Origin of the sequence: Streptomyces sp. NPDC002888 (assembly GCF_042888465.1) — a bacterium.
Classification (GTDB): domain Bacteria; phylum Actinomycetota; class Actinomycetes; order Streptomycetales; family Streptomycetaceae; genus Streptomyces.
The window spans coordinates 33,617-58,027 of sequence record NZ_JBIAPU010000036.1; the positions used below are offsets into that span (position 1 = coordinate 33,617).

Annotated in this window: 22 protein-coding genes and 1 riboswitch; of the genes, 14 read left to right on the forward strand and 8 right to left on the reverse strand. The window is 71.6% G+C overall.

Translation table 11 applies throughout. From position 1 onward, the window contains the following. Positions 1 to 152 precede the first annotated feature (152 nt). Positions 153 to 941 carry a carbon-nitrogen hydrolase family protein gene (locus tag ACFYWX_RS40735; RefSeq protein WP_389430179.1) on the forward strand — a complete coding sequence of 263 codons (789 nt, stop codon included), beginning with the start codon at positions 153 to 155 and terminating at the stop codon, positions 939 to 941. Between the two features lie 50 nt (positions 942 to 991). Next, positions 992 to 2,689, forward strand: a complete 1,698-nt coding sequence (locus ACFYWX_RS40740; protein WP_389430180.1) for a flavin monoamine oxidase family protein — start codon at positions 992 to 994, stop codon at positions 2,687 to 2,689. Between the two features lie 21 nt (positions 2,690 to 2,710). Here ACFYWX_RS40740 and ACFYWX_RS40745 read toward each other — a convergent pair whose 3' ends face one another. Then, positions 2,711 to 3,640 carry an LLM class F420-dependent oxidoreductase gene (locus ACFYWX_RS40745; protein WP_389430182.1) on the reverse strand — a complete coding sequence of 310 codons (930 nt, stop codon included), beginning with the start codon at positions 3,638 to 3,640 and terminating at the stop codon, positions 2,711 to 2,713. A 102-nt stretch (positions 3,641 to 3,742) separates the two neighbouring features. Beyond that, positions 3,743 to 4,438 carry a DUF5995 family protein gene (locus ACFYWX_RS40750; RefSeq protein ID WP_389430183.1) on the reverse strand — a complete coding sequence of 232 codons (696 nt, stop codon included), beginning with the start codon at positions 4,436 to 4,438 and terminating at the stop codon, positions 3,743 to 3,745. A 173-nt stretch (positions 4,439 to 4,611) separates the two neighbouring features. Here ACFYWX_RS40750 and ACFYWX_RS40755 point away from each other — a divergent pair, with 173 nt between their 5' ends. Next, positions 4,612 to 5,760 (forward strand): glycoside hydrolase family 6 protein, encoded by a 1,149-nt coding sequence (locus tag ACFYWX_RS40755; RefSeq protein ID WP_389430260.1) that lies wholly within the window; start codon positions 4,612 to 4,614, stop codon positions 5,758 to 5,760. Here the strand turns inward: ACFYWX_RS40755 and ACFYWX_RS40760 are convergent. After that, complete coding sequence (locus ACFYWX_RS40760; RefSeq protein ID WP_389430261.1) at positions 5,727 to 7,118, reverse strand: uracil-xanthine permease family protein; 1,392 nt, start codon at positions 7,116 to 7,118, stop codon at positions 5,727 to 5,729. The two genes, ACFYWX_RS40755 and ACFYWX_RS40760, sit on opposite strands and share 34 nt — an antisense overlap. A gap of 119 nt (positions 7,119 to 7,237) precedes the next feature. Continuing rightward, positions 7,238 to 8,449 (reverse strand): MFS transporter, encoded by a 1,212-nt coding sequence (locus ACFYWX_RS40765; RefSeq protein WP_389430185.1) that lies wholly within the window; start codon positions 8,447 to 8,449, stop codon positions 7,238 to 7,240. Positions 8,450 to 8,594: 145 nt separating this feature from the next. Between ACFYWX_RS40765 and ACFYWX_RS40770 the strand changes: the two genes are divergently transcribed. Then, complete coding sequence (locus ACFYWX_RS40770) at positions 8,595 to 9,929, forward strand: ROK family transcriptional regulator (RefSeq protein ID WP_389430186.1); 1,335 nt, start codon at positions 8,595 to 8,597, stop codon at positions 9,927 to 9,929. A gap of 52 nt (positions 9,930 to 9,981) precedes the next feature. Here ACFYWX_RS40770 and ACFYWX_RS40775 read toward each other — a convergent pair whose 3' ends face one another. Further along, positions 9,982 to 10,728 carry an SDR family oxidoreductase gene (locus ACFYWX_RS40775; protein WP_389430188.1) on the reverse strand — a complete coding sequence of 249 codons (747 nt, stop codon included), beginning with the start codon at positions 10,726 to 10,728 and terminating at the stop codon, positions 9,982 to 9,984. 92 nt (positions 10,729 to 10,820) lie between these two features. After that, positions 10,821 to 11,708, reverse strand: a complete 888-nt coding sequence (locus ACFYWX_RS40780) for an RNA polymerase sigma-70 factor (protein ID WP_389430189.1) — start codon at positions 11,706 to 11,708, stop codon at positions 10,821 to 10,823. A 226-nt stretch (positions 11,709 to 11,934) separates the two neighbouring features. After that, positions 11,935 to 12,065, forward strand: a riboswitch (FMN riboswitch). A 142-nt stretch (positions 12,066 to 12,207) separates the two neighbouring features. Between ACFYWX_RS40780 and ACFYWX_RS40785 the strand changes: the two genes are divergently transcribed. The 9 genes from ACFYWX_RS40785 (at position 12,208) to ACFYWX_RS40825 (ending at position 19,606) form a co-directional block, all read left to right on the forward strand. Next, the gene (locus tag ACFYWX_RS40785; RefSeq protein ID WP_389430191.1) at positions 12,208 to 12,819 is read left to right on the forward strand and encodes a riboflavin synthase; all 612 of its coding nucleotides are present in this window, start codon (positions 12,208 to 12,210) and stop codon (positions 12,817 to 12,819) included. Further along, positions 12,816 to 13,457, forward strand: a complete 642-nt coding sequence (gene pnuC, locus ACFYWX_RS40790; RefSeq protein ID WP_389430192.1) for a nicotinamide riboside transporter PnuC — start codon at positions 12,816 to 12,818, stop codon at positions 13,455 to 13,457. The genes ACFYWX_RS40785 and pnuC overlap by 4 nt, the downstream gene beginning before the upstream one ends. Further along, the gene (locus ACFYWX_RS40795; protein ID WP_389430193.1) at positions 13,454 to 14,743 is read left to right on the forward strand and encodes a bifunctional 3,4-dihydroxy-2-butanone-4-phosphate synthase/GTP cyclohydrolase II; all 1,290 of its coding nucleotides are present in this window, start codon (positions 13,454 to 13,456) and stop codon (positions 14,741 to 14,743) included. The genes pnuC and ACFYWX_RS40795 overlap by 4 nt, the downstream gene beginning before the upstream one ends. Positions 14,744 to 14,789: 46 nt before the next feature. After that, positions 14,790 to 15,275, forward strand: coding sequence for a 6,7-dimethyl-8-ribityllumazine synthase (gene ribH, locus ACFYWX_RS40800; protein ID WP_389430194.1), 486 nt, complete (start codon positions 14,790 to 14,792; stop codon positions 15,273 to 15,275). Between the two features lie 33 nt (positions 15,276 to 15,308). Continuing rightward, positions 15,309 to 15,581, forward strand: a complete 273-nt coding sequence (locus tag ACFYWX_RS40805; RefSeq protein ID WP_030221505.1) for a phosphoribosyl-ATP diphosphatase — start codon at positions 15,309 to 15,311, stop codon at positions 15,579 to 15,581. A 55-nt stretch (positions 15,582 to 15,636) separates the two neighbouring features. Continuing rightward, complete coding sequence (hisG, locus tag ACFYWX_RS40810) at positions 15,637 to 16,494, forward strand: ATP phosphoribosyltransferase (RefSeq protein WP_389430195.1); 858 nt, start codon at positions 15,637 to 15,639, stop codon at positions 16,492 to 16,494. Positions 16,495 to 16,513: 19 nt separating this feature from the next. After that, complete coding sequence (locus ACFYWX_RS40815) at positions 16,514 to 16,969, forward strand: PH domain-containing protein (RefSeq protein WP_389430196.1); 456 nt, start codon at positions 16,514 to 16,516, stop codon at positions 16,967 to 16,969. Positions 16,970 to 17,195: 226 nt separating this feature from the next. After that, complete coding sequence (locus ACFYWX_RS40820) at positions 17,196 to 18,524, forward strand: hemolysin family protein (protein ID WP_389430197.1); 1,329 nt, start codon at positions 17,196 to 17,198, stop codon at positions 18,522 to 18,524. Next, the gene (locus ACFYWX_RS40825) at positions 18,521 to 19,606 is read left to right on the forward strand and encodes a hemolysin family protein (protein WP_389430198.1); all 1,086 of its coding nucleotides are present in this window, start codon (positions 18,521 to 18,523) and stop codon (positions 19,604 to 19,606) included. Before ACFYWX_RS40820 ends, ACFYWX_RS40825 begins: the two co-directional genes overlap by 4 nt. Before the next feature lie 115 nt (positions 19,607 to 19,721). Here ACFYWX_RS40825 and ACFYWX_RS40830 read toward each other — a convergent pair whose 3' ends face one another. Beyond that, complete coding sequence (locus ACFYWX_RS40830) at positions 19,722 to 21,584, reverse strand: AAA family ATPase (RefSeq protein ID WP_389430199.1); 1,863 nt, start codon at positions 21,582 to 21,584, stop codon at positions 19,722 to 19,724. A gap of 431 nt (positions 21,585 to 22,015) precedes the next feature. Further along, positions 22,016 to 22,636 carry a uridine kinase gene (locus ACFYWX_RS40835; protein ID WP_389430262.1) on the reverse strand — a complete coding sequence of 207 codons (621 nt, stop codon included), beginning with the start codon at positions 22,634 to 22,636 and terminating at the stop codon, positions 22,016 to 22,018. Between the two features lie 233 nt (positions 22,637 to 22,869). Here ACFYWX_RS40835 and ACFYWX_RS40840 point away from each other — a divergent pair, with 233 nt between their 5' ends. Then, positions 22,870 to 24,294, forward strand: a complete 1,425-nt coding sequence (locus ACFYWX_RS40840; protein WP_389430200.1) for a peptidase C39 family protein — start codon at positions 22,870 to 22,872, stop codon at positions 24,292 to 24,294. The last annotated feature ends 117 nt before the right edge of the window (positions 24,295 to 24,411 follow it).

A 24,411-nucleotide genomic window follows, 5' to 3' on the forward strand; every position in this document is an offset into this window, starting at 1 on the left:
TGGGTGGTGCGCAACGAATCGCCGTTGGGGCGCCCGCTGACGCAACGATCCGCTCACCGGCGCGCAACGGCTCCTTCTTGTCCGCCCGAGCCCGCCGCCCGTACCGTCTACGTGGCCCCCACAACCACCCTTCCGCCCCGGTGAGGACACGCATGCGCACCGCCCTGCTCCAGAGCTCCGGCCGTCCCGGCTCGGTCGTCGAGAACCTCAAGGTCCTCGACGGGGCCGCGGGCCGCGCCGCCGCAGCGGGAGCCGGGCTGCTCGTCGCGCCGGAGATGTTCCTCACGGGATACGCGATCGGCGACGACACCGCCCGCCTCGCCGAGCCCGCCGACGGCGACTCCGCGGACGCGGTCGCCGACATCGCCTCCCGGCACGGGCTGGCCGTCGCGTACGGGTACCCGGAACGCTCCTCCGACGTGGTCTTCAACTCCGCCCAGCTCATCTCCGCCGACGGAACCCGGCTCGCGAACTACCGCAAGACCCACCTCTTCGGCTGCTTCGAACGCGACCACTTCGTCCCGGGCGACCAGCCGGTCGTCCAGGCCGAGCTGGACGGCCTCACCGTCGGCCTGATGATCTGCTACGACGTCGAGTTCCCGGAGAACGTCCGCGCCCACGCCCTCGCCGGCACGGACCTCCTGGTGGTGCCGACGGCGCAGATGCACCCCTTCCAGTTCGTCGCCGAGTCGATGATCCCGGTGCGCGCCTTCGAGAACCAGATGTACGTCGCCTACGTCAACCGGGTCGGCACGGAGGGGGAGTTCGAGTTCGTCGGGCTCTCCACGCTGGCCGGCCCCGACGGAGTCGCCCGCGCCCGCGCCGGACGAGGCGAGGAGCTGGTGTTCGCCGACGCCGACCCCGCCTTCCTGGCCGCCTCCCGCGAGGCGAACCCCTATCTGAAGGACCGCCGCCCCGGCCTCTACGGGTCCCTGGTCTGACCCTCCTGAGCTATCCCCCGAGTTCTCTTCGCGCAAGGAGTCCGTACCCCATGACGTCCACGGTGCCCAACGCCGTCGAGCACGCAGACGAGCAGCAGCCGCCGATCACCATGTTCGGCCCGGACTTCCCGTACGCGTACGACGACTTCCTCGCCCACCCGGCGGGGCTCGGCCAGATACCGGCGACCGAGCACGGCACCGAGGTCGCGGTCATCGGCGGCGGCCTGTCCGGCATCGTGGCCGCCTACGAGCTGATGAAGATGGGCCTGAAGCCCGTCGTCTACGAGGCCGACCGGATCGGCGGCCGGCTGCGGACCGTCGGCTTCGACGGCTGCGACCCGTCGCTGACCGCCGAGATGGGCGCGATGCGCTTCCCGCCGTCCTCCACGGCGCTCCAGCACTACATCGACCTGGTGGGACTGGAGACCCGCCCGTTCCCCAACCCCCTCGCGGAGACGACCCCTTCCACGGTCGTCGACCTCAAGGGCGAGTCGCACTACGCCGAGACGATCGACGACCTCCCGCAGGTCTACCGTGACGTCGCCGAAGCCTGGAACCGGTGCCTCGACGAGGGCGCCGACTTCTCCGACATGAACCGCGCCCTGCGCGAACGGGACGTGCCGCGCATCCGCGCGATCTGGTCCAGGCTCGTCGAGAAGCTCGACAACCAGACCTTCTACGGCTTCCTCTGCGACTCCGAGGCCTTCAGGTCCTTCCGCCACCGAGAGATCTTCGGCCAGGTCGGCTTCGGCACGGGCGGCTGGGACACCGACTTCCCCAACTCCATCCTGGAGATCCTCCGGGTCGTCTACACCGAGGCGGACGACCACCACCGCGGCATCGTCGGCGGCTCCCAGCAGCTCCCGCTGCGTCTGTGGGAACGTGAGCCGGAGAAGATCACGCACTGGGCGTACGGCACCTCGCTCGCGAGCCTGCACGAGGGCGGCGAGCCGCGCCCGGCCGTCACCCGGCTGCACCGCACCACCGGCAACCGGATCACGGTGACGGACGCGAACGGCGACATCCGCACCTACCAGGCGGCGATCTTCACCGCCCAGTCCTGGATGCTGCTGTCGAAGATCGCCTGCGACGACTCGCTCTTCCCGATCGACCACTGGACGGCGATCGAGCGCACCCACTACATGGAGTCCTCCAAGCTCTTCGTCCCGGTCGACCGGCCGTTCTGGCTCGACAAGGACGAGGAAACCGGGCGTGACGTCATGTCGATGACGCTCACCGACCGGATGACGCGCGGGACCTACCTCCTCGACGACGGTCCCGACAAGCCGGCCGTCATCTGCCTCTCCTACACCTGGTGCGACGACAGCCTGAAGTGGCTGCCGCTGTCCGCGAACGAGCGGATGGAGGTCATGCTGAAGTCGCTCGGCGAGATCTACCCGAAGGTCGACATCAGGAAGCACGTCATCGGTAACCCGGTGACGGTGTCCTGGGAGAACGAGCCCTACTTCATGGGTGCGTTCAAGGCCAACCTGCCCGGCCACTACCGCTACCAGCGGCGCCTGTTCACCCACTTCATGCAGGACCGGCTGCCCGAGGACAAGCGGGGCATCTTCCTCGCCGGCGACGACATCTCCTGGACGGCGGGCTGGGCCGAGGGCGCGATCCAGACCGCGCTGAACGCGGTCTGGGGCGTCATGCACCACCTCGGCGGCACGACCGACGCGACCAACCCGGGCCCGGGCGACGCGTACGACGAGATCGCTCCCGTCGAGCTGCCCGAAGACTAGGACCTGCCCGCCGGCCAGGCCTCAGATCCCGGCCGCGCGTGCCTTCTCGTACACCTCGGTGGCGATGTCCTTGAGCTCCTGGGCGTCGCGGGTGCTGCCCTGGAGATCGACGAGGATCTCGTCGAGGCCGACCTCGGCGTGCGCGGCCAGGTCCTCGACGATCTGGTCGACGCTGCCCTGGAACGGCTGACGGTCGGGGCCGTCGTAGCCTCCGGCCAGGTAGTGCGGGTTGGTGCGCAGGACCGTCTGGATCGGCTCCGTGCGGCCACGCTCGGCGGCCAGTTCCTGGAGCCTCTTCCACTGCTTGGCGAGCGCCTCGGCGCCCATGCCCACCGGCATCCAGCCGTCGGCGTCGTCGACCAGCCGGCGCTGGGCCCTGGGCGAGCTCGCCGCCAGCAGGACCGGGATCGGCCGGGCGGGCTTCGGCCCGACGACGGCCGACGCGATCTTCGTGACCTGCCCGTCGTAGGACACCGGGTCGGGTCCCCAGACGGCGCGGCACACCTCGATCAGCTCGTCCAGGGCCTGGCCGCGCTCCTCGAAGGGCCGTACGGAGGCGGCCGCGTACTCGTCGAGCGACCAGCCGGTGCCGAGGCCCGCGACCACCCGGCCGCCGCTCGCCGCGTCCAGGGTCGCCAGGGCCTTGGCGAGTTGGAACGGCACGTGCAGCGGGGCGACCAGGACGCTCGTGCCCAGCCGGGCCCGCTCGGTGGCCGCGGCGGCGAGGGTGAGGGTGACCAGGGGGTCGGCCACACCGCGGTAGGCGTCCGGCCAGGGCAGGCCCTCGATGCCGTACAGGCCCTGCGTGGCGGGCTCGGGGAACAGGGCCCGCTCGTACACCCAGAGACTCTCGTAGCCGATGCGCTCGGCGGCACGCGCCACGTCGGGCACATCGCGTCCGAGGTCGTACTGCTTGTTCTGAGGAAGACCGAGTCCCAGCCTGGTCGCCATGCCCACCGCTCCTTCGACAGATGGTCCGTCCGTGTCGAACGTACAACTTTCATCCAGTGGTTCGGACGGTCATGCGCCGGAACCGGCCACCCGGCGGGCGGATCAGTCGGGCAGGGGAGTGAGCAGCATGCGCCCCGCGAAGCCGACCGCCGCGTCGAGTCGTTCGGTGAAGTCCTCGGCGAGGTCGGGCAGTCGGCGCAGCGCCCACAGCGCACGCGCCGCCGACCAGGTGGCGTCCCGGGCGCGCTCCAGGCTCCACGCGCCGAGCAGATGGGTCAGCGGGTCGGCGATCTGGAGGAGGTCGGGGCCCGGCATCAGATCTTCGCGGATGCGCTCCTCCAGCGAGACGAGGAGATCACCCACGCGGTCGAACTCGTCCTCCAGGTCGGCGGGTTCGCAGTCCAACGTACGACAGGCGTCCACGACGGCGAGCGCCAGGTCGTGCCCGATGTGCGCGTTGATGCCCGCCAGCGCGAACTGAAGGGGGCGTACTCCGGGATGGCGGCGGAACTGGAACAGGGGCCGCCAACAGGCCGGTGGGCGACGCTCGTTCATCACCGCGTCGACGGCCGCGAGGTACCGCTCCGCGAACCGTACGTCCAGCGTGATCGCGGCCCGGGGGCCGGCGAAGCGGCCCGCGTCGATGTGCCGGTCGACCTCCTCGGTGACGGTGAGGTAGACGCGGTTGAAGACCGCGATCCCGTCCCGCTCGGGCAGGGCGGCGGCCAGGGCGCGCATGCGGGACACGACGGCGTCGACCGAGTCCACGGATTTGGTGAACTGTTCCGATTGCGGCATGACGGCAGGGTCGCAGCCCTACGCTGATCCGGGTGCCGGCGGGCCCGACGCTTCCCCAGAACGGGGGAACGCGCCCGTCGTGGGGGAGGGGGAGCACCACCGTGTCAGGCTTACGTGCCCAGCGTCTTGCCGCACGCAGAGCCGAACGCAGGCGTGCCGTGCGGCGCGGCGCGATGGTCGCGGCGGCGTCGGTCGTGATCGCGGTCGCCACCGTGACCGGGACGCTGGCCGCGCTCGGCGACGGGGGCGGGTCCGACCAGGCCGCGCCGGAGGCGACGGCGACCCGCTCCACGCGGCCGGAGTCGTTCCACGTGGTGCCGTCGGCGTCCGGCTCGCCGACCGTCTCTCCTTCGCCTTCTGCCTCACGTTCGCTCCTGAAGGGGTGGGCGAGCACCACGCCCTCGCCCACCCCGACCCGGGCGCAGCGGGGGAGTGCCGCCGTGGCCGCGCGGCTGTACCGCCACCCCGCCTCCCAGGTCCTCGACTGGGTCGGCGCCAACCCGTACGACCCCCGCCAGGAGGTCATCAAGTCCCGTATCGCCGACCAGCCCGCGGCGGTGTGGTTCGCCGAGTTCTCGCCGTCGACCGTGACCGCGCGGGTCCGCGCGGTCACCGCGGCCGGCTCGGGACAGGACCGGGTGCCCGTCGTCGTCGCGTACACGATCCCGGGCCGTGACTGCGGCGGGGCCTCCCAGGGCGGGGCACCGGACCTGGATGCCTACGACCGCTGGATCGACGCCTTCGCCGCCGGGCTGGGCTCCGGCGAGGTCGTCGTCATCCTGGAGCCCGACTCCGTCGCCCAGTCCGAGTGCCTCGCGGCCGGCCAACGCGCCGACCGGTTCGCCTCGCTGGCCCGCGCCGGCCGCGTCCTGAAGGCCGCCGACCCGAAGGCGCGGGTCTACTACGACGCCGGCCACTCCGGCTGGAACGCGCCCGCGCAGCAGGCGGCCCGGCTGAAGCAGGCCGGCGCCGCCTCGCCCGACGCCTCCGACGGCATCTTCAGCAACGTCTCCAACTTCCACCGCACGGCCGACGAGATCGCCTACGACCGACAGGTCCTCGACGCCCTCGGCGGCCCCGCGAGCCTCGGTGCCGTCATCGACACCAGCCGCAACGGCAACGGCGCGCCGACCGACGGCCAGTGGTGCGACCCTGCCGGGCGGAAGATCGGCCAGGCGCCCACGCTGAACACCGGCCAGGCACGGATCGACGCCTATCTGTGGGTGAAGCTGCCGGGGGAGTCGGACGGCTGCAAGGGCACGCCGGGCGCCTTCTCGCCGTCCTACGCCTACGACTTGGCGCGCGGGGCCTCGTCGTCGTAGGAGCTGGTGCCCTCGTCGAGCAGCGGCTCCTGCGTCTTGAGGTGGGCCGGGGCGAAGGCGCGCAGGGCGTGGTAGCCGGTGATGACGACCACGGTGCCCAGCGCGATGCCGCTGAGGGAGAAGGTGTCGGTGAACTTCATGGTGACGTCGCCGACGCCGATGATGACGCCCGCCGCGGCCGGCACCAGGTTCAGCGGATTGCGCAGGTCCACCTCGGCGTTGATCCAGATCTGGGCGCCGAGCAGGCCGATCATGCCGTAGAGGATGACGGTGATGCCGCCGAGGACACCGCCCGGGATCGCGGCCACGACCGCGCCGAACTTGGGGCAGACGCCGAAGAGCAGGGCGAAGCCGGCGGCGGCCCAGTACGCGGCCGTCGAGTAGACGCGGGTCGCGGCCATCACGCCGATGTTCTCGGAGTACGTCGTGTTGGGCGGGCCGCCGACCGCGGTGGACAGCACGGAGCCGATGCCGTCGGCCGAGATTGCCGTACCGAGCTTGTCGTCGAGCTGATCGCCGGTCATCTCGCCGACCGCCTTGACGTGCCCGGCGTTCTCCGCGACCAGTGCGATGACGACGGGGAGGGCGACCAGGATCGCGGACCACTCGAAGGACGGCCCGTGGAAGGAGGGCAGGCCGATCCAGTCGGCGTGGCCCACACCGGAGAGGTCGAGCCGCCAGTGGTCGGTGACCTTGCCGCTGCCGTCCGCCGAGTGGATCCGGCCGAAGATCCGGTCGAACGCCCAGGAGATGCCGTATCCGAACACCAGGCCGAGGAAGATCGCGACGCGGGACCAGAAGCCGCGCAGGCAGACCACCGCCAGACCGGTGAACAGCATGACCAGCAGGGCGGTCCACTGGTCCTGCGGCCAGTACGTGGAGGCCGTCACCGGCGCCAGGTTGAAGCCGATCAGCATCACGACCGCGCCGGTGACGATCGGCGGCATCGCGGCGTGGATGATCCGCGCCCCGAAGCGCTGCACGGCGACACCGACCAGGAACAGCGCGACGCCGACGACGAGGACGGCGCCGGTCACGGTGGCGCTCGTCCCGCCCTGGGCGCGGATCACCGCCGCGACGCCGACGAAGGAGAGCGAACAGCCCAGGTAGCTCGGCACCCGGCCGCGGGTCGCGAGCAGGAAGATCACGGTCGCGACGCCGGACATCATGATCGCGAGGTTCGGGTCCAGGCCCATCAGGACGGGGGCCACGAACGACGCGCCGAACATGGCCACCACGTGCTGGGCGCCGAGCCCGACCGTGCGGGGCCAGGAGAGCCGTTCGTCGGGGCGGACCACGGCTCCGGGGGCCGGAGTGCGTCCGTCGCCGTGCAGTTTCCAGCGGACGCCAAGATCCATGGTGGGTGTCGCTTTCGTCGTGCGTTCGGGCTTGCGGTTCACCATTCTCAGGGGAAGGGGAAGGCGAGCCTCCGCCCAGGGTGCCCGCGCCGAGCCGGCCGCGTCGTGGAGCGAGAAGTTCAGGGCCGCGGGTCGGACACTTCCGCGCTCGGACGGCTGATCTTCGGACGGTCCCGGTCGCCGCTGCGCAGCACGCCCGCGAACACCGCGAGCCCGCAGGCCAGCACCGTCACCAGACCGAACGACACCACCAGGCTGGTCACCTGCGCCAGCGTGCCGATCGCACTCGGCGCGATCAGCCCCGAGGTGTACGTGATCGTCGCCACGCCCGCGATGGCCAGGCTGGGGCTGGACCCGCTGCGCCCGGCCGCGGCGAAGCACAGCGGCACGACGACGGCGATGCCGAGTCCCATCAGCGCGAACCCGCCCATGGCGGCGGCCGGGTGGTCCGCCACGACGATCAGCAGACCGCCGAGGGCCGCCAGGACACCGCTCACCCGGACCGTGCGCACCGAGCCGTACCGGTCCACCACCCTGTCACCGGCGAGCCGGGCGATCGCCATGGTGAGCGTGAAGCCCGTCGTGCAGGCGGCGGCGAGACCGGCGGACGCCTCCAACTGGTCGCGGAGATACACAGCGGACCAGTCCAGGCTCGCGCCCTCCGCGAACACCGCGCAGAAGCCGACGGCGCCGATGAGCAGCGCCGATTTGGGCGGCAGGGCGAACCGGGGCGGCGGCTCCTCGTCCTCGGCCGGTTGCAGGTCCAGCACCCACGAGCACGCGGCCACGCCGAGGACGGTCAGCACGGCGGCCGCCAGGGCGTGGTGCAGCCGGGCGTCGGAACCCAGGTGCGCGGCGAGGGTGCCCGCCGCCGAGCCGATCAGGGCGCCCGCGCTCCACATGCCGTGCAGACCGGACATGATCGACCGGCCCAGACGGTTCTCGACCTCGACGCCGAGCGCGTTCATCGCCACGTCCGCCATACCGGCCGTCGCCCCGTAGACGAACAGGGCCAGACAGAGCGTGAGCAGGTTCGGAGCGAGGGACGGCAGCAGCAGCGCCAGGGTCCATGAGGCGATCAGTCCGCGCAGGGCGTTGCGGGCGCCGAAACGGTGGCTGATGCTGCCCGCGAGCGGCATCGCCACGGACGCGCCGAGCGCGGGGAAGGCGAGGGCGAGGCCCAACTGGCCCGCGCTCACCGAGGCGTGGTCCTGGATCCACGGCACGCGGGTCGCGAACGACCCGGTGACGGCTCCGTGCACGGCGAACACGGCGGCCACGGCGTACCGGGCGCGCCTCACCTCACGTTGCTCGTAGACCACTGCACTCATTCTCCAGCCCCTCCCGGTATGTGTCCGCCCCGCTCTCCGACGTCGGCCTGGGGTAAATTATCAGGAACCCTGCCTGATAGATAGGCGTCGGGTGCGCATCGGGCGCGGAGTCGTACCGCGCCGCCGATCTGGGAGGATTCCCGGCATGCCCGCATCCCCGAGCACCGCCCGGGCCATCAACGACCGGCTCGCCCTGCGGCTGCTGCAGCAGGAAGGCCCGCTGACGGCAGGGCAGTTGAAGCAGCTGACCGGCCTGTCCCGGCCGACGGTCGCCGACCTCGTCGAGCGCCTCACCGCCGCCGGTCTGATCGCGGTGGTCGGGGAGGCGGGGGAGCAGCGACGGGGGCCGAACGCGAAGCTGTACGGCATCGTCGCCGACCGGGCTCATCTGGCGGCCCTGGACGTGCGGACCGAGGGCGTCTCCGTGACCGTGTCCGACCTGCTGGGCCGGGTGCTCGCCGAGGCGTCGGTGCCGATCGGTGACGACGCGAAGACGGGGCCGGCCGTGGAGCAGGCGGTGACACTGGTCGAGCGTGCGGTGAAGGAGGCGGGGGCCGACCGGCTGCACACCGTCGGCCTCGGAGCGCCCGGCCTCATCGACCCCGCCAGCGGTGAACTCCGCGACTCCCCGGGGCTGCCCGCCTGGCACCGCCGCCTGGTGGCCGCCCTCCAGGAACGGCTCCCGCAGGCCCGCGTCATCGTCGAGAACGAGACCAACCTCGCGGCACTGGCGGAGCAGCGCGAGGGCGCCGCCCGCGACCGCGACACCTTCGTCCTCCTCTGGCTGGGCCACGGCACGGGTGCGGCGGTCGTCCTCGACGGCCGGTTGAGGCGGGGCGCGTCCGGCGGCACCGGTGAGATCGGGTTCCTGCCGGTACCGGGGACGGCAGGGCTCCCGTCGGCGACGGACTGCGAGGGGGGCTTCTACTCGCTGGCGGGCTCGGGGGCGATCGGGGAGTTGGCGGGGCGGTCCGGGGTGTGGGTGGAGGGGACGGGCGTGGGTGCGGGTACGGGGAGTGGGCTGGTCGGCGCGGGCGCGGGGAGTGGGCTGGTCGGCGCGGGCACAGGGGCAGGGGCCGATGCGGGGAGCGGGCCGGTTGGGGCGGGGGTGGTGCGGGGGGCTGTTGCGGCTGTGGAAGCTGCGGCGGCTGTGGGGGGTGAGTCCGACGTCGACGCCGATCCGGTGCCGGATCCCGAGGCCGCTGACCGCTTCCTCGACGTCCTCGCCGGTCGGCTCGCCATCGGCGTCGCCTCCGTCGTCGCGGTCCTCGACCCCGGATGCGTGGTGCTCGGCGGTGAGATCGGCCAGGCCGGGGGAGAGCTGCTCGCCGCCCGGGTCGAGGAGAAGGTCCGCCGGATGTCGCCCCTGGTCACGGAGGTGCGCCCCAGTGTCCTGGGCGGCGGCGCGGTACTGCGCGGGGCTCTGCTGACGGCACGGGAGGCGGCGCAGGAAGAGCTGTTCGCACCGCCGCAACGGTAGCCGTCCCGCGCCCGCGCCACCCGTCCCGCAGGCACCCGAGCAGCCCCCGCCCTCACCCCCGCCCGAACCGCCGCTCCAAGTACTCCTCGAACGTCCCCTTCCCCACCGCCCGTTCCGGCGTCAGATGGCCGCCCTCCCGAAAGCCCCGGTACGCCGCCCCCCACAGGGGCACGCTCGCCACCGCCCTGCGCCGGGCGGTCGCCGTGAGGTGGGCCTGCGCCAGGGACTTGAGCGTCCGCACCTCGGGCCCGCCCATGTCCTCGGCCCGCCCCACCGGTGCGCCCGTCGCCAGTTCCGCGAGGCGCGCCGCGACCTCCCGCACCTCGATCGGCTGGTCCCGGACGCCGGCCGGCAGCGGCATCACCGGTGACTTGGCCAGCCCCTGGAACAGCTGGACGAGCAGATCGTGGAACTGGGTCGTCCGCAGGACCGTCCACCCCAGCCCCGACTCCTCGATCAGCCGCTCCACGGTGAGCTTGGTGCGGTAGTAGCCGAACGGCACCCGGTCGACGCCGACGATCGAGATGTAGACCAGGTGGCCCACCTCCCCCCGCCGCGCCGCCGTGACCAGGTTGGCCGCCGCCCGCTCGTCACCGCCGCGGGGCGTGCTCGCGCAGTGGACGATCGTGTCCACCCCCTTGACGGCCGCGTCAAGACCGCTCCCGCCCTCGCGCAGGTCCACGGCGTACGGCTGGGTGTGACGGCTGAGCACCCGCACCTCGTGCCCGTCCGCGCGCAGCCGCTCGGTGACGAGCCGGCCGAGCGTTCCGGTGCCGCCGGTCACCAGGATCGTGGTCATGGTCCTCGGTCCCTTTCGAACATCGGGCGATCCCGTGTGGAACGCCCCTCGTCAGCTGAGACCGGACAGGCCCGCGGAATGTGACAGGGCCGCTACGGCCGCCTGAGCTGACGCCGTAGGAAGTCCAGCTTGTCAGGGTTGACGACGGCTCGCATCCGTGCGATCAGCCCGTCCCGGTACTCGAACGCCAGCACGCCGACCAGGGTCTCGTCCGCCCATGCCGCCAGCCCGCTCGCACCGTTGACCTCGACCACCCTGAAGTCCAGGCCGGCGGCGAACTTCTGCGCGCCGCCCGCCAGGAACCGCACCACCTTCTCGCGCCCCTCGATCGGACGCCGGGTCGCGGTGACCTTGCCGCCGCCGTCGCCCCACCAGATGGCGTCGGCCGCGAGCAGCTTCTCGAGACCGGCCAGATCGCCGCCCCGCGCCGCGGTGATGAAGGACGTGACGAGCTCCTCCTGCCGCTCCGGGGTGGGTGCGAAGCGGCTCTCCGGCGCGGCCACCCGGCGCACCGCCCGCCCGTACAGCTGGCGGGAGTTGGCCTCGGAGACGTCCAGCACCCCGGCGATCTCCCGGTGGCCGTACCCGAACGCCTCGCGCAGCACGTACACCGCCCGCTCGGTCGGCGTCAGCCGCTCCAGCAGCACCAGGACCGCCATCGACACGGCGTCGCGCCGCTCGGCGGACTCCAGGGGGCCGAGCGTGCCGTCGGAGGTGAGCACCGGCTCCGGCAGCCAGGCCCCGACGTACTGCTCGCGCCGGGCCCGGGCGGAGGTCAGCCGGGTGAGACAGAGGTTGGTGACGACCTTCGCGAGCCAGGCCGCGAGGTTCTCGACGCCTGAGCGGTCGGCGCCGCTGAACCGCAGATACGCGTCCTGGACGGTGTCCTCGGCCTCGTCGGCGGAGCCCAGCATCCGGTACGCCAGGCCGAACAGGCGGGACCGGTGGCTCTCGAACTCCTCGGCGCTCGCGGTCGTCATCCCTTCACCCTGCCAGAACGGCACCGGAGACCCGGCGGCGGGCAAGGGCCGTCGTCACCACCGCCGGGCCGTCACACCTCGAGCGTAGAAAGGACTAGACCAATAGGTCAATAGCCGTGCGCGGTGCCACGCTCAGGAAGTCCAGCGACACGTTCTGTGAGCCACCCCACATCGTTCGCCCGTATGGACGGCGATCAGGCGTGGCAGACTGGCCGTGTACCAGAAGCAGCGCACTCCGGGGTCGGTGAAAGTCCGAACCGGCGGTTACAGTCCGCGACCCGGTCGCTTCCAGCGATCGGTTGACCAGGTGAAATTCCTGGACCGACGGTTAAAGTCCGGATGGGAGGCAGTGCGCGGCGGGCGGGCATTCGTGCGCGCCGCCGTCTGTGCTCGTCCATATGGACGAGTCTGTCCGGCGACGCCCCGGTGCCGGTTCGTACATTCTGTCGTCATCGACAGCCCCGGAGTCCGTGCCCGAAGAGGCAGGAGGACCCGGGAAGTGTTCACCGGAATCGTCGAAGAGCTGGGTGAGATCACCGCCGTCGAGAACCTCGGCGACGCCGCCCGCTTCCGGCTGCGCGGCCCCGTCGTCACCGACGGTGCGAAGCACGGCGACTCCATCGCCGTGAACGGAGTCTGTCTCACGGTCGTCGAGCACGAGGGCGACGAGTTCACCGCCGACGTCATGGCGGAGACCCTCAAGCGCTCCAGCCTCGGCGCCCTCGCCGTCGGCTCCCGGGTCAACCTCGAACGCCCCACGGCCGTCGGCGCCCGCCTCGGCGGACACATCGTCCAGGGCCATGTCGACGGCACCGGGTACGTCCTCGAGCGCACCCCGTCCGAGCACTGGGAGCTCGTGAAGATCTCGCTCCCCGCCGACCTCTCCCGGTACGTGGTCGAGAAGGGCTCCATCACGGTCGACGGCATCAGCCTCACCGTCGTGGAGGCCGGCGCCGACCACTTCACCGTCAGCCTCATCCCCACCACCCTCGACCTGACCACGCTCGGCGTGAAGCAGCCGGGCGACCCGGTCAACCTCGAGGTGGACATCGTCGCCAAGTACGTCGAGCGTCTGCTCGCGTCGACGACGGGCCAGGGGGCGGCCCAGTGAACTGGCTGAACTCCGAGGCCTTCACCCTCCTCGACCAGCGCATCATCTGGTCGGACATGATCGGCAACATCCTCGGTCTGATCACCCTCGCCCTCGGCTGGCGGCGCTCCCTGTGGACCTGGCCGGTGCAGTTCCTGTCCGGCGTCATCCTCTTCGTCGCCTTCTACGGCCACCTGACCGGCAGCGCCGGCAAGCAGGTCGTCGTCATGGCCGTCGCCCTGTACGGCTGGTGGCAGTGGAACCGCAGCAAGGGCCGGTCCGAGGACGGCCAGATCACTCCCCGCTTCGCCACCTGGCGCGAGCGCGCAGCGATGGCCGGTGCCGCCGCCGTCGGCACCGTCGCGGTGGCCCTCCTCTTCAAGGCCTACCCGAGCCTGTCCTGGGACCCCTGGCCGGACGCCTACATCTTCGTCGGCACCATCGTCGCCATGTACGCCCAGGCCCGCGGCATGGTCGAGTTCTGGTTCGCCTGGCTCCTCGTCGACCTCGTCGGCGTCCCCCTGAACTTCGCCAACGGCTACGCCTTCTCCGGCTTCGTCTACGTCATCTACGGCGCGCTCGTCCTGTGGGGCATGCGCGACTGGTGGCTGCGCTCCCGCAAGGGCCCGCAGCCCGCTCTGGAAGGAGCGCCGGCATGAGCGCGGCACCCATTCTGTACAGCACCGACGGCTTCGAGGACCTCACGCTCGACCCCGTGGAGCAGGCCATCGCCGACATCGCGGCCGGCCGCCCGGTCGTGGTCGTCGACGACGAGGACCGCGAGAACGAGGGCGACCTCGTCATGGCCGCCGAGAAGGTCACCCCCGAGATCGTCGCCTTCATGATGAGCGAGTGCCGCGGCCTGATCTGCGCCCCCATGGAGGGCGAGGAGCTCGACCGGCTCCGGCTCCCGCAGATGGTCGAGGACAACACCGAGTCGATGAAGACCGCGTTCACCGTCTCCGTGGACGCCTCCGCCGCGCACGGCGTGACCACCGGCATCTCCGCCTCCGACCGCGCCACCACGCTCCAGCTCCTCGCGAGCGGCACCGCCGAGCCCGACGACCTCGTCCGCCCCGGCCACATCTTCCCGCTGCGCGCCCGGTCCGGCGGTGTGCTCGTGCGCAACGGCCACACCGAGGCCGCCGTCGACCTCGCCCGCCTCGCGGGCCTGCGCCCCGTCGGCACGATCGTCGAGATCGCCGGCGAGGACGGCCAGATGCTGCGCCTGCCCGAACTGATCCCGTTCGCCCGCAAGCACGGCCTGACGATCATCTCCATCGAGGACCTGATCGCCTACCGCCGCTCGGCCGAGCCCACCGTCCGCCGTGAGGCCGAGGTCCGCCTCCCCACCGTGCACGGCACGTTCACGGCGTACGGCTACCGCTCCACCGTCGACGGCGTCGAGCACGTCGCCCTCGTCCACGGCGAGATCGGCGACGGCGAGGACGTCCTCGTCCGCGTCCACTCCGAATGCCTCACCGGCGACGTCTTCGGCTCCGCCCGCTGCGACTGCGGCCCCCAGCTCGACACCGCTCTGCAGCGCATCCAGGCCGAGGGCCGGGGCGTGGTCGTCTACCTGCGCGGACACGAAGGGCGCGGCATCGGCCTGCTGTCCAAGCTGCGCGCCTACGAGCTCCAGGAGCGCGGACACGACACCCTCGACGCCAACCTCGAACTCGGCCTGCCCGCCGACGCCCGGGACTACGGCGCAGGCGCGCAGATCCTTCAGGACCTGGGCGTGCGCGGCGTGCGCCTGATGACCAACAACCCCGACAAGACCGACGCGCTCGTCCGCCACGGCCTCAAGATCACCGGCCGCGAGCCGATGCCCGTACAGGCGGGCGAGCACAACCTCAGCTATCTGCGCACCAAGCGCGACCGGATGGGACACGACCTGCCCTGGCTGGACACGCCCGCCGTGTCCGCCTGCGGCAGCCAGTGAGACCAGCCGGACCAGCCGGACCAGTGAGAAACGCACGAGGAGAGACGTGAGCGGCAAGGGTGCACCGGAACTGTCCGTACGCAACGTCGGAGACCTGCGGGTCGCCGTCATCGCGGCACAGTGGCACGAGAAGGTGATGGACGGTCTGGTCAACGGCGCCCTGCGCGCCCTGCACGAGCTGGGGATCGACGAGCCGACCCTGCTCAGGGTCCCCGGCAGCTTCGAGCTCCCGGTGGTCGCCAAGGTCCTCGCGGGCCGCGGCTACGACGCGATCGTCGCCCTCGGCGTCGTCATCCGGGGCGGTACCCCCCACTTCGACTACGTGTGCCAGGGCGTCACCCAGGGCCTCACCCAGGTCTCCATCGACACCGGCGTCCCCATCGGCTTCGGCGTGCTGACCTGTGACACGGAGGAGCAGGCCCTGGACCGCGCGGGCATCGAGGGCTCGAACGAGGACAAGGGGCACGAGGCGGTGACGGCGGCGGTGGCGACCGCGGCCACCCTCCGCTCAGTATCTGAACCCTGGCGCTGAGGGATGTCCATCTACGCGTAGGGTGGGGCCACCATGTCCAAGAAGACGTTCGAGGAGCTCTTCACCGAGCTCCAGCACAAGGCCGCCCACGGCGATCCCGCCACCTCCCGCACCGCCGAACTCGTCGGCAAAGGCGTTCATACCATCGGCAAGAAGGTCGTCGAGGAGGCCGCCGAGGTCTGGATGGCCGCCGAGTACGAGGGCAAGGAGGCGGCCGCCGAGGAGATCTCCCAGCTGCTGTACCACGTCCAGGTGATGATGGTCGCCCGTGGGATCTCCCTCGACGACGTCTACGCCCACCTGTAAGAACCCCGTTCCTGAAGACATCCCGCACGAACATCACGTAAAGGAAGCCGACCTCATGCTGCGCATCGCCGTCCCCAACAAGGGTTCCCTGTCCGGCCCTGCGGCGGAGATGCTGCATGAGGCCGGCTACCAGCAGCGCCGCGAGTCCAAGGAACTGCGCATCGTCGACCCGGTGAACGACGTCGAGTTCTTCTACCTCCGCCCCCGCGACATCGCGATCTACGTCTCCTCCGGCCAGCTCGACATCGGCATCACCGGTCGCGACCTGCTCGTCGACTCCGGCGCCGACGCCGAGGAGATCCTGCCGCTCGGCTTCGCCCGCTCCACCTTCCGCTTCGCCACCAAGCCGGGCTCGGTGAACGGCATCGCGGACCTCAAGGGCAAGACGGTCGCGACCTCCTACGAGGGCATCGTCGCGGGGCACCTCGCCGAGCAGGGCATCGACGCCTCCGTCGTCCACCTCGACGGCGCCGTCGAGACGGCCATAGAGCTCGGTGTCGCCGAGGTCATCGCCGACGTCGTGGAGACCGGCACCTCGCTGCGCAACGCGGGCCTGGAGGTCTTCGGCGAGCCCATCATGAAGTCCGAGGCCGTCGTGATCCGCCGCACCGGCGCGGACACGGAGGGGGCCGCTGAGCCGAAGGTTCAGCAGTTCCTGCGCCGCCTCCAGGGCGTCCTGGTCGCCCGGACGTACGTGATGATGGACTACGACTGCCGCGTCGAGCAGTTGGAGAAGGCCGTCGCGCTCACCCCGGGTCTGGAGTCCCCGACCGTCTCCCCGCTGCACAACGAGGGCTGGGTCGCCGTCCGCGCGATGGTCCCCGCCAAGGAGGCCCAGCGGATCATGGACGACCTGTACGACATCGGCGCCCGGGCCATCCTGACCACGGCCATCCACGCCTGCCGCCTCTGAGCCCGGGGGCCGTACACCGATGTCCGATCTGCCCACCCTGCCCGTCACTTTCCGGCCGGGCCGCACCCGTGTGGTCCTGCTCACCGCCGGGGCCGCGATCTTCGTGGTGATCTCCGCCATCGCGCTGCTCCTCGAGCAGCTCGGCCCGGGGGAGCGCCTCAGCTTCATCTTCACCGGGGCCCTCATCTTCGGAGTGCTGGCCATGCTCGCGCGGGTGAAGGTCGTCGCCGACGAGTCAGGCGTCACCGTCGTGAACATCGCCGGCAAAAGGCGCCTGGCCTGGGCTGAAATCCTTCAGGTGAACCTCCGACCGGGTGACCCCTGGGTGTTCCTCAACCTCAGCGACGGCACCAGCCTGCCCGCGCTCGGCATCCAGCCAGGCATCGCCAGGCAGCGCGCCATCGAGGACGCGCGGACGCTGCGCGCCCTCGCCGAGGCCCGCTCCATCCAGGACCCCGAGCAACATCGGGGCTGACTCGGGGCCGTCCACCCTGCCGCTCGGGCGGGTGTCTTGATTAATCTGGTGGGTGGAGGCGCTTTCCCGCGCCTCCACCTCCTGTCGTGCCGCCCGGCGCACAGGGGTTCCTGCTATCCGAGGAGTGACCCTCTCCGGCGATGGACGGATCGTCCTGTAGTACCTGCGCCGCCCCCTCCCGACAGAGCGCGGACCATGTCCGCGCCCACGCGGAGGCGGCGGCATCATGACCATGCCCCTGCTGCTCCTGGCAGCCGCTTTCCTGCTCATCCTCGCCAACGGCTTCTTCGTGGCCGCCGAGTTCGGCCTGGTGACGGTCGACCGCCCGGACGCCGAGAGGGCCGCAGCCGAGGGCGACAAGCGGGCCCGTACGGTCGTCGAGTCGCTCAAGGAGCTGTCGTTCCAGCTCTCCGGCACCCAGCTCGGCATCACCATCACCTCCCTCGTCGTCGGCATGCTCGCCGAACCGGCGCTCGCGGAGCTGCTGCACGGCCCCTTCACCGCCATCGGCATCCCCGAGGGTGCCGTCTCCGGTGTCGCCGTGGCCGTCGGCATGCTGCTGGCCTCGGCCGTCCAGATGGTGGTCGGCGAACTCGTGCCCAAGAACTGGGCGGTGTCGCGGCCCCTCCAGGTCGCCCGCTTCGTCGCCGGCCCGCAGCACGCCTTCGCACGTCTGTTCCGACCGGTCATCGCCGGCCTCAACGCCGTCGCGAACCGCCTGGTGCGGGCCATGGGCGTGGAGCCGACCGCGGAGCTGGCCTCCGCCCGCACCCCGGACGAACTGGTTTCCCTGGCCCGGCACTCGGCCCAGGCCGGCGCTCTCGAACAGGACACCGCCGACCTCTTCGTGCGGACGCTGTCCCTGGCCGAGCTGACCGCGCAGCACGTCATGACCCCGCGCGTGAAGGTCAGCGCGCTCCAGTCGTCGGCGACCGCCGAGGACGTGGTCAACCTGACCCGTGCCACCGGCCTGTCCCGCTTCCCCGTCTACCGCGAGAAGATCGACGAGATCGTCGGCATGGCCCACCTCAAGGACGCCCTGGCCGTCCCCGTGCACGAACGGCTGCGCACCCCCGTCGACCACATCGCCCGGCCCGCGCTGCTCGTCCCCGAGACGCTCCCGGTCCAGCCCCTGCTGGCGCGGCTGCGCAGCGAGCAGCCCATCGCGGTCGTCGTCGACGAGTACGGCGGCACGGCCGGTGTCGTGACCCTGGAGGACATCGTCGAGGAGATCGTCGGCGAGGTCCGCGACGAGCACGACGGCCAGGACGTCCCCGAACTCGCCGCCGTCCCGCCCGAGGACGGCAGGCTCGCCTGGGACGCCGACGGCAGCTGCCGCGTCGACATCCTCCAGCGCATAGGCCTCGACGTGCCCGAAGGGCCGTACGAGACCGTCGCAGGCCTGGTCGCCGACCTGCTCGGCCGCATCCCTGCCGTCGGAGACCGGGCCGAGCTGCCCGGCTGGCGGCTCACCGTCCGCCAGATCGGCCACTACCGCGCCGAGCGGGTCCGGCTGGTCAGGACGTCCCCCGTCGTGGTGGAGGCCGCCCGATGAGCGTGCTCCAACTCCTCTTCGCCGCGCTGCTCGTGCTAGCCAACGGGTTCTTCGTCGGCGCCGAGTTCGCGCTCGTCTCCGTCCGCCGCAGCCAGATCGAACCCCTCGGCACCGCACGCGCCCGCCAGGTCCTCTACGGCCTGGAGCGCCTGCCGCAGATGATGGCGGCGGCCCAGTTCGGCATCACGATCTGTTCGCTGACCCTGGGCGCCGTCGCCGAGCCGACGGTGGCGCACCTGCTGGAGCCGGTCTTCGAGTGGATCCACCTCCCGCACGGCATGATCCACCCGCTGGGTTATGTGATCGCGTTGGCCGCCGTGGTCTTCTTCCACCTCGTCATCGGCGAGATGGTCCCGAAGAACCTCGCGATGGCTGCGCCGGAGAAGGCCGCGGTGTGGCTCAGCCCCGGCCTGGTCGCGTTCGCGCGTGTCTGCCGGCCGATCACCGTGGCCCTCGGCGCCTGCGCGCAGGGCATCCTGCGGCTCTTCCGCGTCGAACCGAAGGACGAGGTCGAGGCCGTCTTCACCAGCGAACAGCTCAACCGCCTGGTGGAGGACTCCGGCCAGGCCGGACTGCTCGACCCCGAGGAACAGGAGCGTCTGGAGGACGCCCTGGAGCTGGGCTCCCGACCGGTGACGGACGTCCTGCTCGGGCGCGAGTCCCTGGTCACCGTGAGCCCCTCGGTCACCCCGGGGCAGATCGTCGCGCTCACCGCCCGCACCGGGTACTCCCGCTTCCCCGTCGCGGCGGAGAACGGCGCTTTCATGGGCTACCTGCACGTGAAGGACGTACTCGACCTGGAGGACTCCGAGCGTGCGGTGCCGCAGCAGATCTGGCGGCCGATGACGACGCTCAGGTCGGAACTGCCGCTCGACGACGCGCTGACGGTGATGCGCCGTGCCGCCACGCACCTCGCGCAGGTGGCCGACGCTTCCGGGAAGGTGCTCGGGCTGGTCGCGCTGGAGGACGTACTGGAGCTGCTGGTCGGCGAGGTGCGGGATCCGGCGCACCGGGAGACGCCTGAGGTACGGGTGACGGAGCCCCGGGTGAGCGGGGAGCCGGAGGGGGCGCTGGCGGGCTGAGACGGTGCCCTGCGCCGGCGCGGGCGGGTGGGCTTCCGCTCGCCCGCGCCGGCGGGGTGCCGCTGCGCCCACCCGTGCCGCCCCAGGCGGCATGCATGCCCGCAGCCGGGTGGGCTCACATCGCCGACGGATCCTGCGGCCCCCGCCCCGACAGCACCTCTCCGTACGCCTGCATCAGATCCGGCAACCGCAGAGTCGACAGGTCGTCCCGGGTCAGCGACCCCGGGTAGGTCGACAACCGCAGATCCCGGTACGCGCAGCTCTTCTCGTACAGCGTCCGCAGGAACCGCCCGTTGCCCAACTCGTCGAGCCACCCCTGCTCGACGACATGCCCCGCGATGGAGCGCAGCTCGTCGAGGGCCTCCTCGTCCCACACGTCCCCGTTCTCCGCGGCGAGCACCTCGCCGATCGACGTGAGTTCGAGAGGCCGGTACGACGGAAAGTCGACGCGTGTCGTGAAGCGGGAGGACAGTCCGGGGTTCGCGGCGAGCAGCCGGTCCATGCCCTCCGGGTAGCCGGCGAGGATCACGACCAGATGATCGCGGTTGTCCTCGGCCCGCTTGAGCAGCACCTGGAGCGCCTCGTCGCCGTACGCGTCCCCCTTGCCGTACCCGGAGTTGGAGAGCGAGTACGCCTCGTCGACGAAGAGGACCCCGCCGAGCGCGGAGTCGATCAGCTCGTTGGCCTTCACTGCGGTCTGGCCGAGGTACTCGCCGACGAGGTCGGCCCGCTGGGCCTCCACGAGATGGTCGCCGCCGAGCAGACCGAGGGCGTAGAAGACGCGGCCGAGGATGCGGGCCACCGTGGTCTTGCCGGTGCCCGAGGGACCGGAGAAGACGAAGTGGCGCTTGGGCGGCTGCACCGGCAGCCCCTGCCCGGCCCGCAGCCGCGCCATGTTCAACTGCGCCGACAGGGCCTTGACCTGGCGTTTCACCGGTTCCAGCCCCACCATGCGCTCCAGCTCGGCGAGCGCATCCTCCAGTAGCTCCGGATCGGTGGGCCCGGCGGGAAGCGCCGACGACACGACCGTCTTCTCGCGTACGGCCGGATCGGTGACCGACGGCAGGGGAGTGGTCGGCGGGAGGTCGGCGTCGGGGAGCCTCAGATCGCGCCCCTCGGTGCCGAAGAGCGGGTCCAGCGTGTCCGGCCCGTCCACGCTGTCCTGACCGACTCCGGTGAGCGTGATCGCGGCGAGGCCGGCGGTGTCGTCGTAGCCGTCGCCCTCGGCGATCGCCGCGAGCCGGGCCGAGGTGTCCATGAAGGCGGGGTCGACGCGGTGCACGGCACGGTAGAGCGGCAGCGCCGCCGCGCTGCGGCCCGTGCCCTCGTGCGCCCGGGCCAGCCAGTAGCGCAGCTCCTTGCGCTGCGGCTGCTCGCTGCGGCAGCGCATCAGGGCCGCCGACAGGAGGGGTTCGGCCTGCCCGTACGTCTCCAGCCGGACCCGGGCCATGCCGCCGAACAGGCCGGCCTCGATACCGAGCAGCGGGTCGTCGAGCAGTGGGTCGGTGTGCCGGACGAGCTGCTCCCAGTCCTTGACCAGGTAGGCGCGGCAGGCGTGCAGGAAGCGGACCTGGTGGTCGGTGTCCACCGGCGGCAGACCGGCGAGCGCCCGGTCCAGCTCGGGTACGTGGCGGCCGTCCAGCCAGTGCGAGGCGTGCGCGAGCAGCAGGTCGCGCGGGCTCTCCAGGACGGGCTGCACCCACCAGCCCAGCCAGTACCAGGAGTTGAGCGTGCGGCGGTGCCGGGTGCGCTGTTCGCCGAAGCGGTCCCGGTGGCGGAACATCCGCAGCAGCGCGGTCGTCGTGTCGACGCGCAGCGCGTGCAGGCCGAGCCAGCCGTCGGCCATCCCGGGATCGATCCGCACCGCGGTGCGGAACTCCTCTTCCGCCTGCGGATAGGCGCCCATCGTGTAGGCGTCCACACCTCGCAGCCAGGCGAGGTCGGCCGGGGCCTCGGGGCCTTGCGTGCCGAAGTCCATGACGTCCCCCACAAACCGTGCCCCGTCGGTTGACCGCCGGGCCGTCGCCCGTCGGGCCGCCTTGATCGAACCGCCGTACCGCGGACCGGAGTTGCAACAGTGCGCGCAGCAGCCGTCCGTAGGTCGCACCGAGGGCATCGTACCCGTGGGGCGTCGCCCGCCGAAGGGTGGCGTGCAGGGTCGTTCGGCGAGGTGGGAGCAGACGGGGCGCGTGCGGCGCGGTGACCGAGGGTGAGCGAATTGCGCCTCGCGGCGCCCGGAAAACCGGACGCGGACAGAACGAAGCCCCCGATCACGGGGGAACAACCGGGGGCTTCGCGTCTGTGGGCGGCTTCGATTGCCGCACATTGAGAACGTAAGTCCTGTACGGCCCCCCGGTCAAGCCGAGTTGAAGCACTCCTGCAAGTTGTCCGGCAAGTCCCTTCACAGGTTCACCACAATGCGGGTGGGTCGTCACGGTCTGTGATTTCCAGGTCCGGTCCAACGGTCCCAGCAGGCCCCGGGAGTACCTCGTATCCCTCCCTCAACTGCCGTACCAGAAGATCGGCGTGGGGTCGGGAGGGGTCTTCGGCGAAGTGCCGCCGCTCCGCGCGGACCCAGCCCGCCCAGAACGCGCGCTGCTCCTCCCCGTCCCGCGAGCGCCCCCGCTCCCAGGACTCCTCCGGCGGCATCTCCATCCACAGCAACTGTGCGAGATGCGGCCGCAGGGTCCGCCGTCCGGCTCCGACCCCCTCGATCACGATGAAGGGGGCCGGCGGGAGCGCCCGCTCGGCACCGAAGCGGCGGGCACGCCAGTCGTAGGGGGAGTAGAGCGCCGTCTCGCCGCGGCCGAGTGGCTCGATCACCTGGGCCAGCAGGCGCGCATCCCACGCGAACAGTTCGTCGTGGCTGGCGATGTCGTCGAGGTGGAGCACCGGCGCGTCGCCCAGCTCCCGAGCCAACTCCCCGGCGAACGTGCTCTTTCCGGATCCGGCGTGCCCGTCGACGCCGATCAGGCGGACCGGTCCGCAGGACGGGGGGAGCCGGCGGAGCCGGGAGACGAGGGTGTCGATGATGGTTCCCTGGGGTGCGGTGGGGCGGGCGGGTGGATTTTAGGGGCGCGGGCTCACGCGCGGGTCTCGGGTCGTGCCACTTCACGGCAGCGGCTCACGCCATTGGCCGAGACCCATGTTGCTCGCCGCGCCGTGTTCCGAAGTGCTGGCAGGAGCAGGTCGCTGCGGCCATAGTGGGCCCACAGCCGTGCAATGGACCTGCCCCGACTCGGACACCTGGGGGTCTTCCGCCCATGAGCAGAGCCGAACAGCCGTCCCGCAGAACCGTCCTGGCCGTCGCGGTCGCCGCCGCGGTGACAGGTGGCGCAGGCCCGGCGGTGGCCGCCACCACGCCCGACACCACCGCGGGCACCGCGCCCGACGCCGCACCCGGCACCCCACCCGACGCCGTGACCGACTCCGCCGCCACTCCCGCCCACACCCCGGCCCGCGACGTCGACTACCGCGCCTGGATCACGTACACCGACTGGCGTGGCGGCACCGCCAAGGGCGCCCGCGTCGTCGCCGGCACCCGTCCCGGCCTGGAGATCGGCGCCCCCGCCGGCACCACCGAGTACACCGACCCGCACACCGGCAGGACCGCCGCCTGGGAGTACGCGACCTGGACATCCCCCGTCCACCGGCTCTCCGCCCCCGCCACCGAGGCGATCGCCTCCTGGAGCGCGCGCACCCCGGCCGGCACCTGGCTCCAGGTCGAGCTCACGGGGACGTACTCCGACGGCACGAACACCCCGTGGTACGTGATGGGCCGCTGGGCCGCCGGCGACCAGGACATCAAGCGGACCTCCGTCGACGACCAGACCGACGGCAAGAGCACCGTCTGGACGGACACCTTCGCGATCGACGACCCGGCGACCGGGCTGCGGCTGGCCTCGTACCGGCTGCGGCTCACGCTCTACCGCAAGCCCGGCACGAAGCTCACCCCGACCGTCTGGCGGCTCGGCGCGATGGGCTCCGACGTCCCCGACCGCTTCACCGTCCCGGCCTCCGTGCCCGGCCTCGCACACGAACTTCTCGTCCCGCGCTACTCGCAGGAGATCCACGCGGGCCAGTACCCGGAGTACGACAACGGCGGTGAGGCCTGGTGCAGCCCCACGTCCTCGCAGATGATCGTCGAGTACTGGGGTGGCCGGCTCACCCCGGAGCAGCTGACCTGGGTCGATCCCTCGTACGCCGACCCGCAGGTGTGCCACGCGGCCCGGTTCACCTACGACCACCAGTACGCGGGCTGCGGGAACTGGCCGTTCAACGCCGCCTACGCGGCCACCTTCAAGGGGCTGCAGGGCGTGGTCACCCGGCTCGGGTCCCTCACCGACCTGGAGACGCTGATCGCGGCCGGTGTCCCGGCCATAACGTCCCAGTCCTTCCTCAAGGAGGAGCTCACGGGAGCGGGGTACGGCACCTCCGGCCATCTGATGACCGTGATCGGCTTCACGGCCGACGGTGACGTGATCGCCAACGATCCGGCCGCGCCGAGCGACGAGGCGGTCCGCCGGGTCTACAAGCGCCGGGAGTGGGAGAACATCTGGTTGCGGACCAAGCGGTACAACGCCAGTGGCAAGGTCGTCTCCGGCACCGGCGGCGTCTGCTACCTCTACTTCCCGGCCCACCCCACCGCGCGCCAGCGCAGGGCCCTCGCGGCGGTGGGCGTCCGCTGATCCCGCAGGGCCCCGGTCCGGCTCATTTCCGGGGCCCTGTGACCAACGTCTCTGCCGCAAAAGCCTCTGATGGTGGCAAGGTGGACAGCCCGGTGGGGGAGTCCGCCGCACGTACGA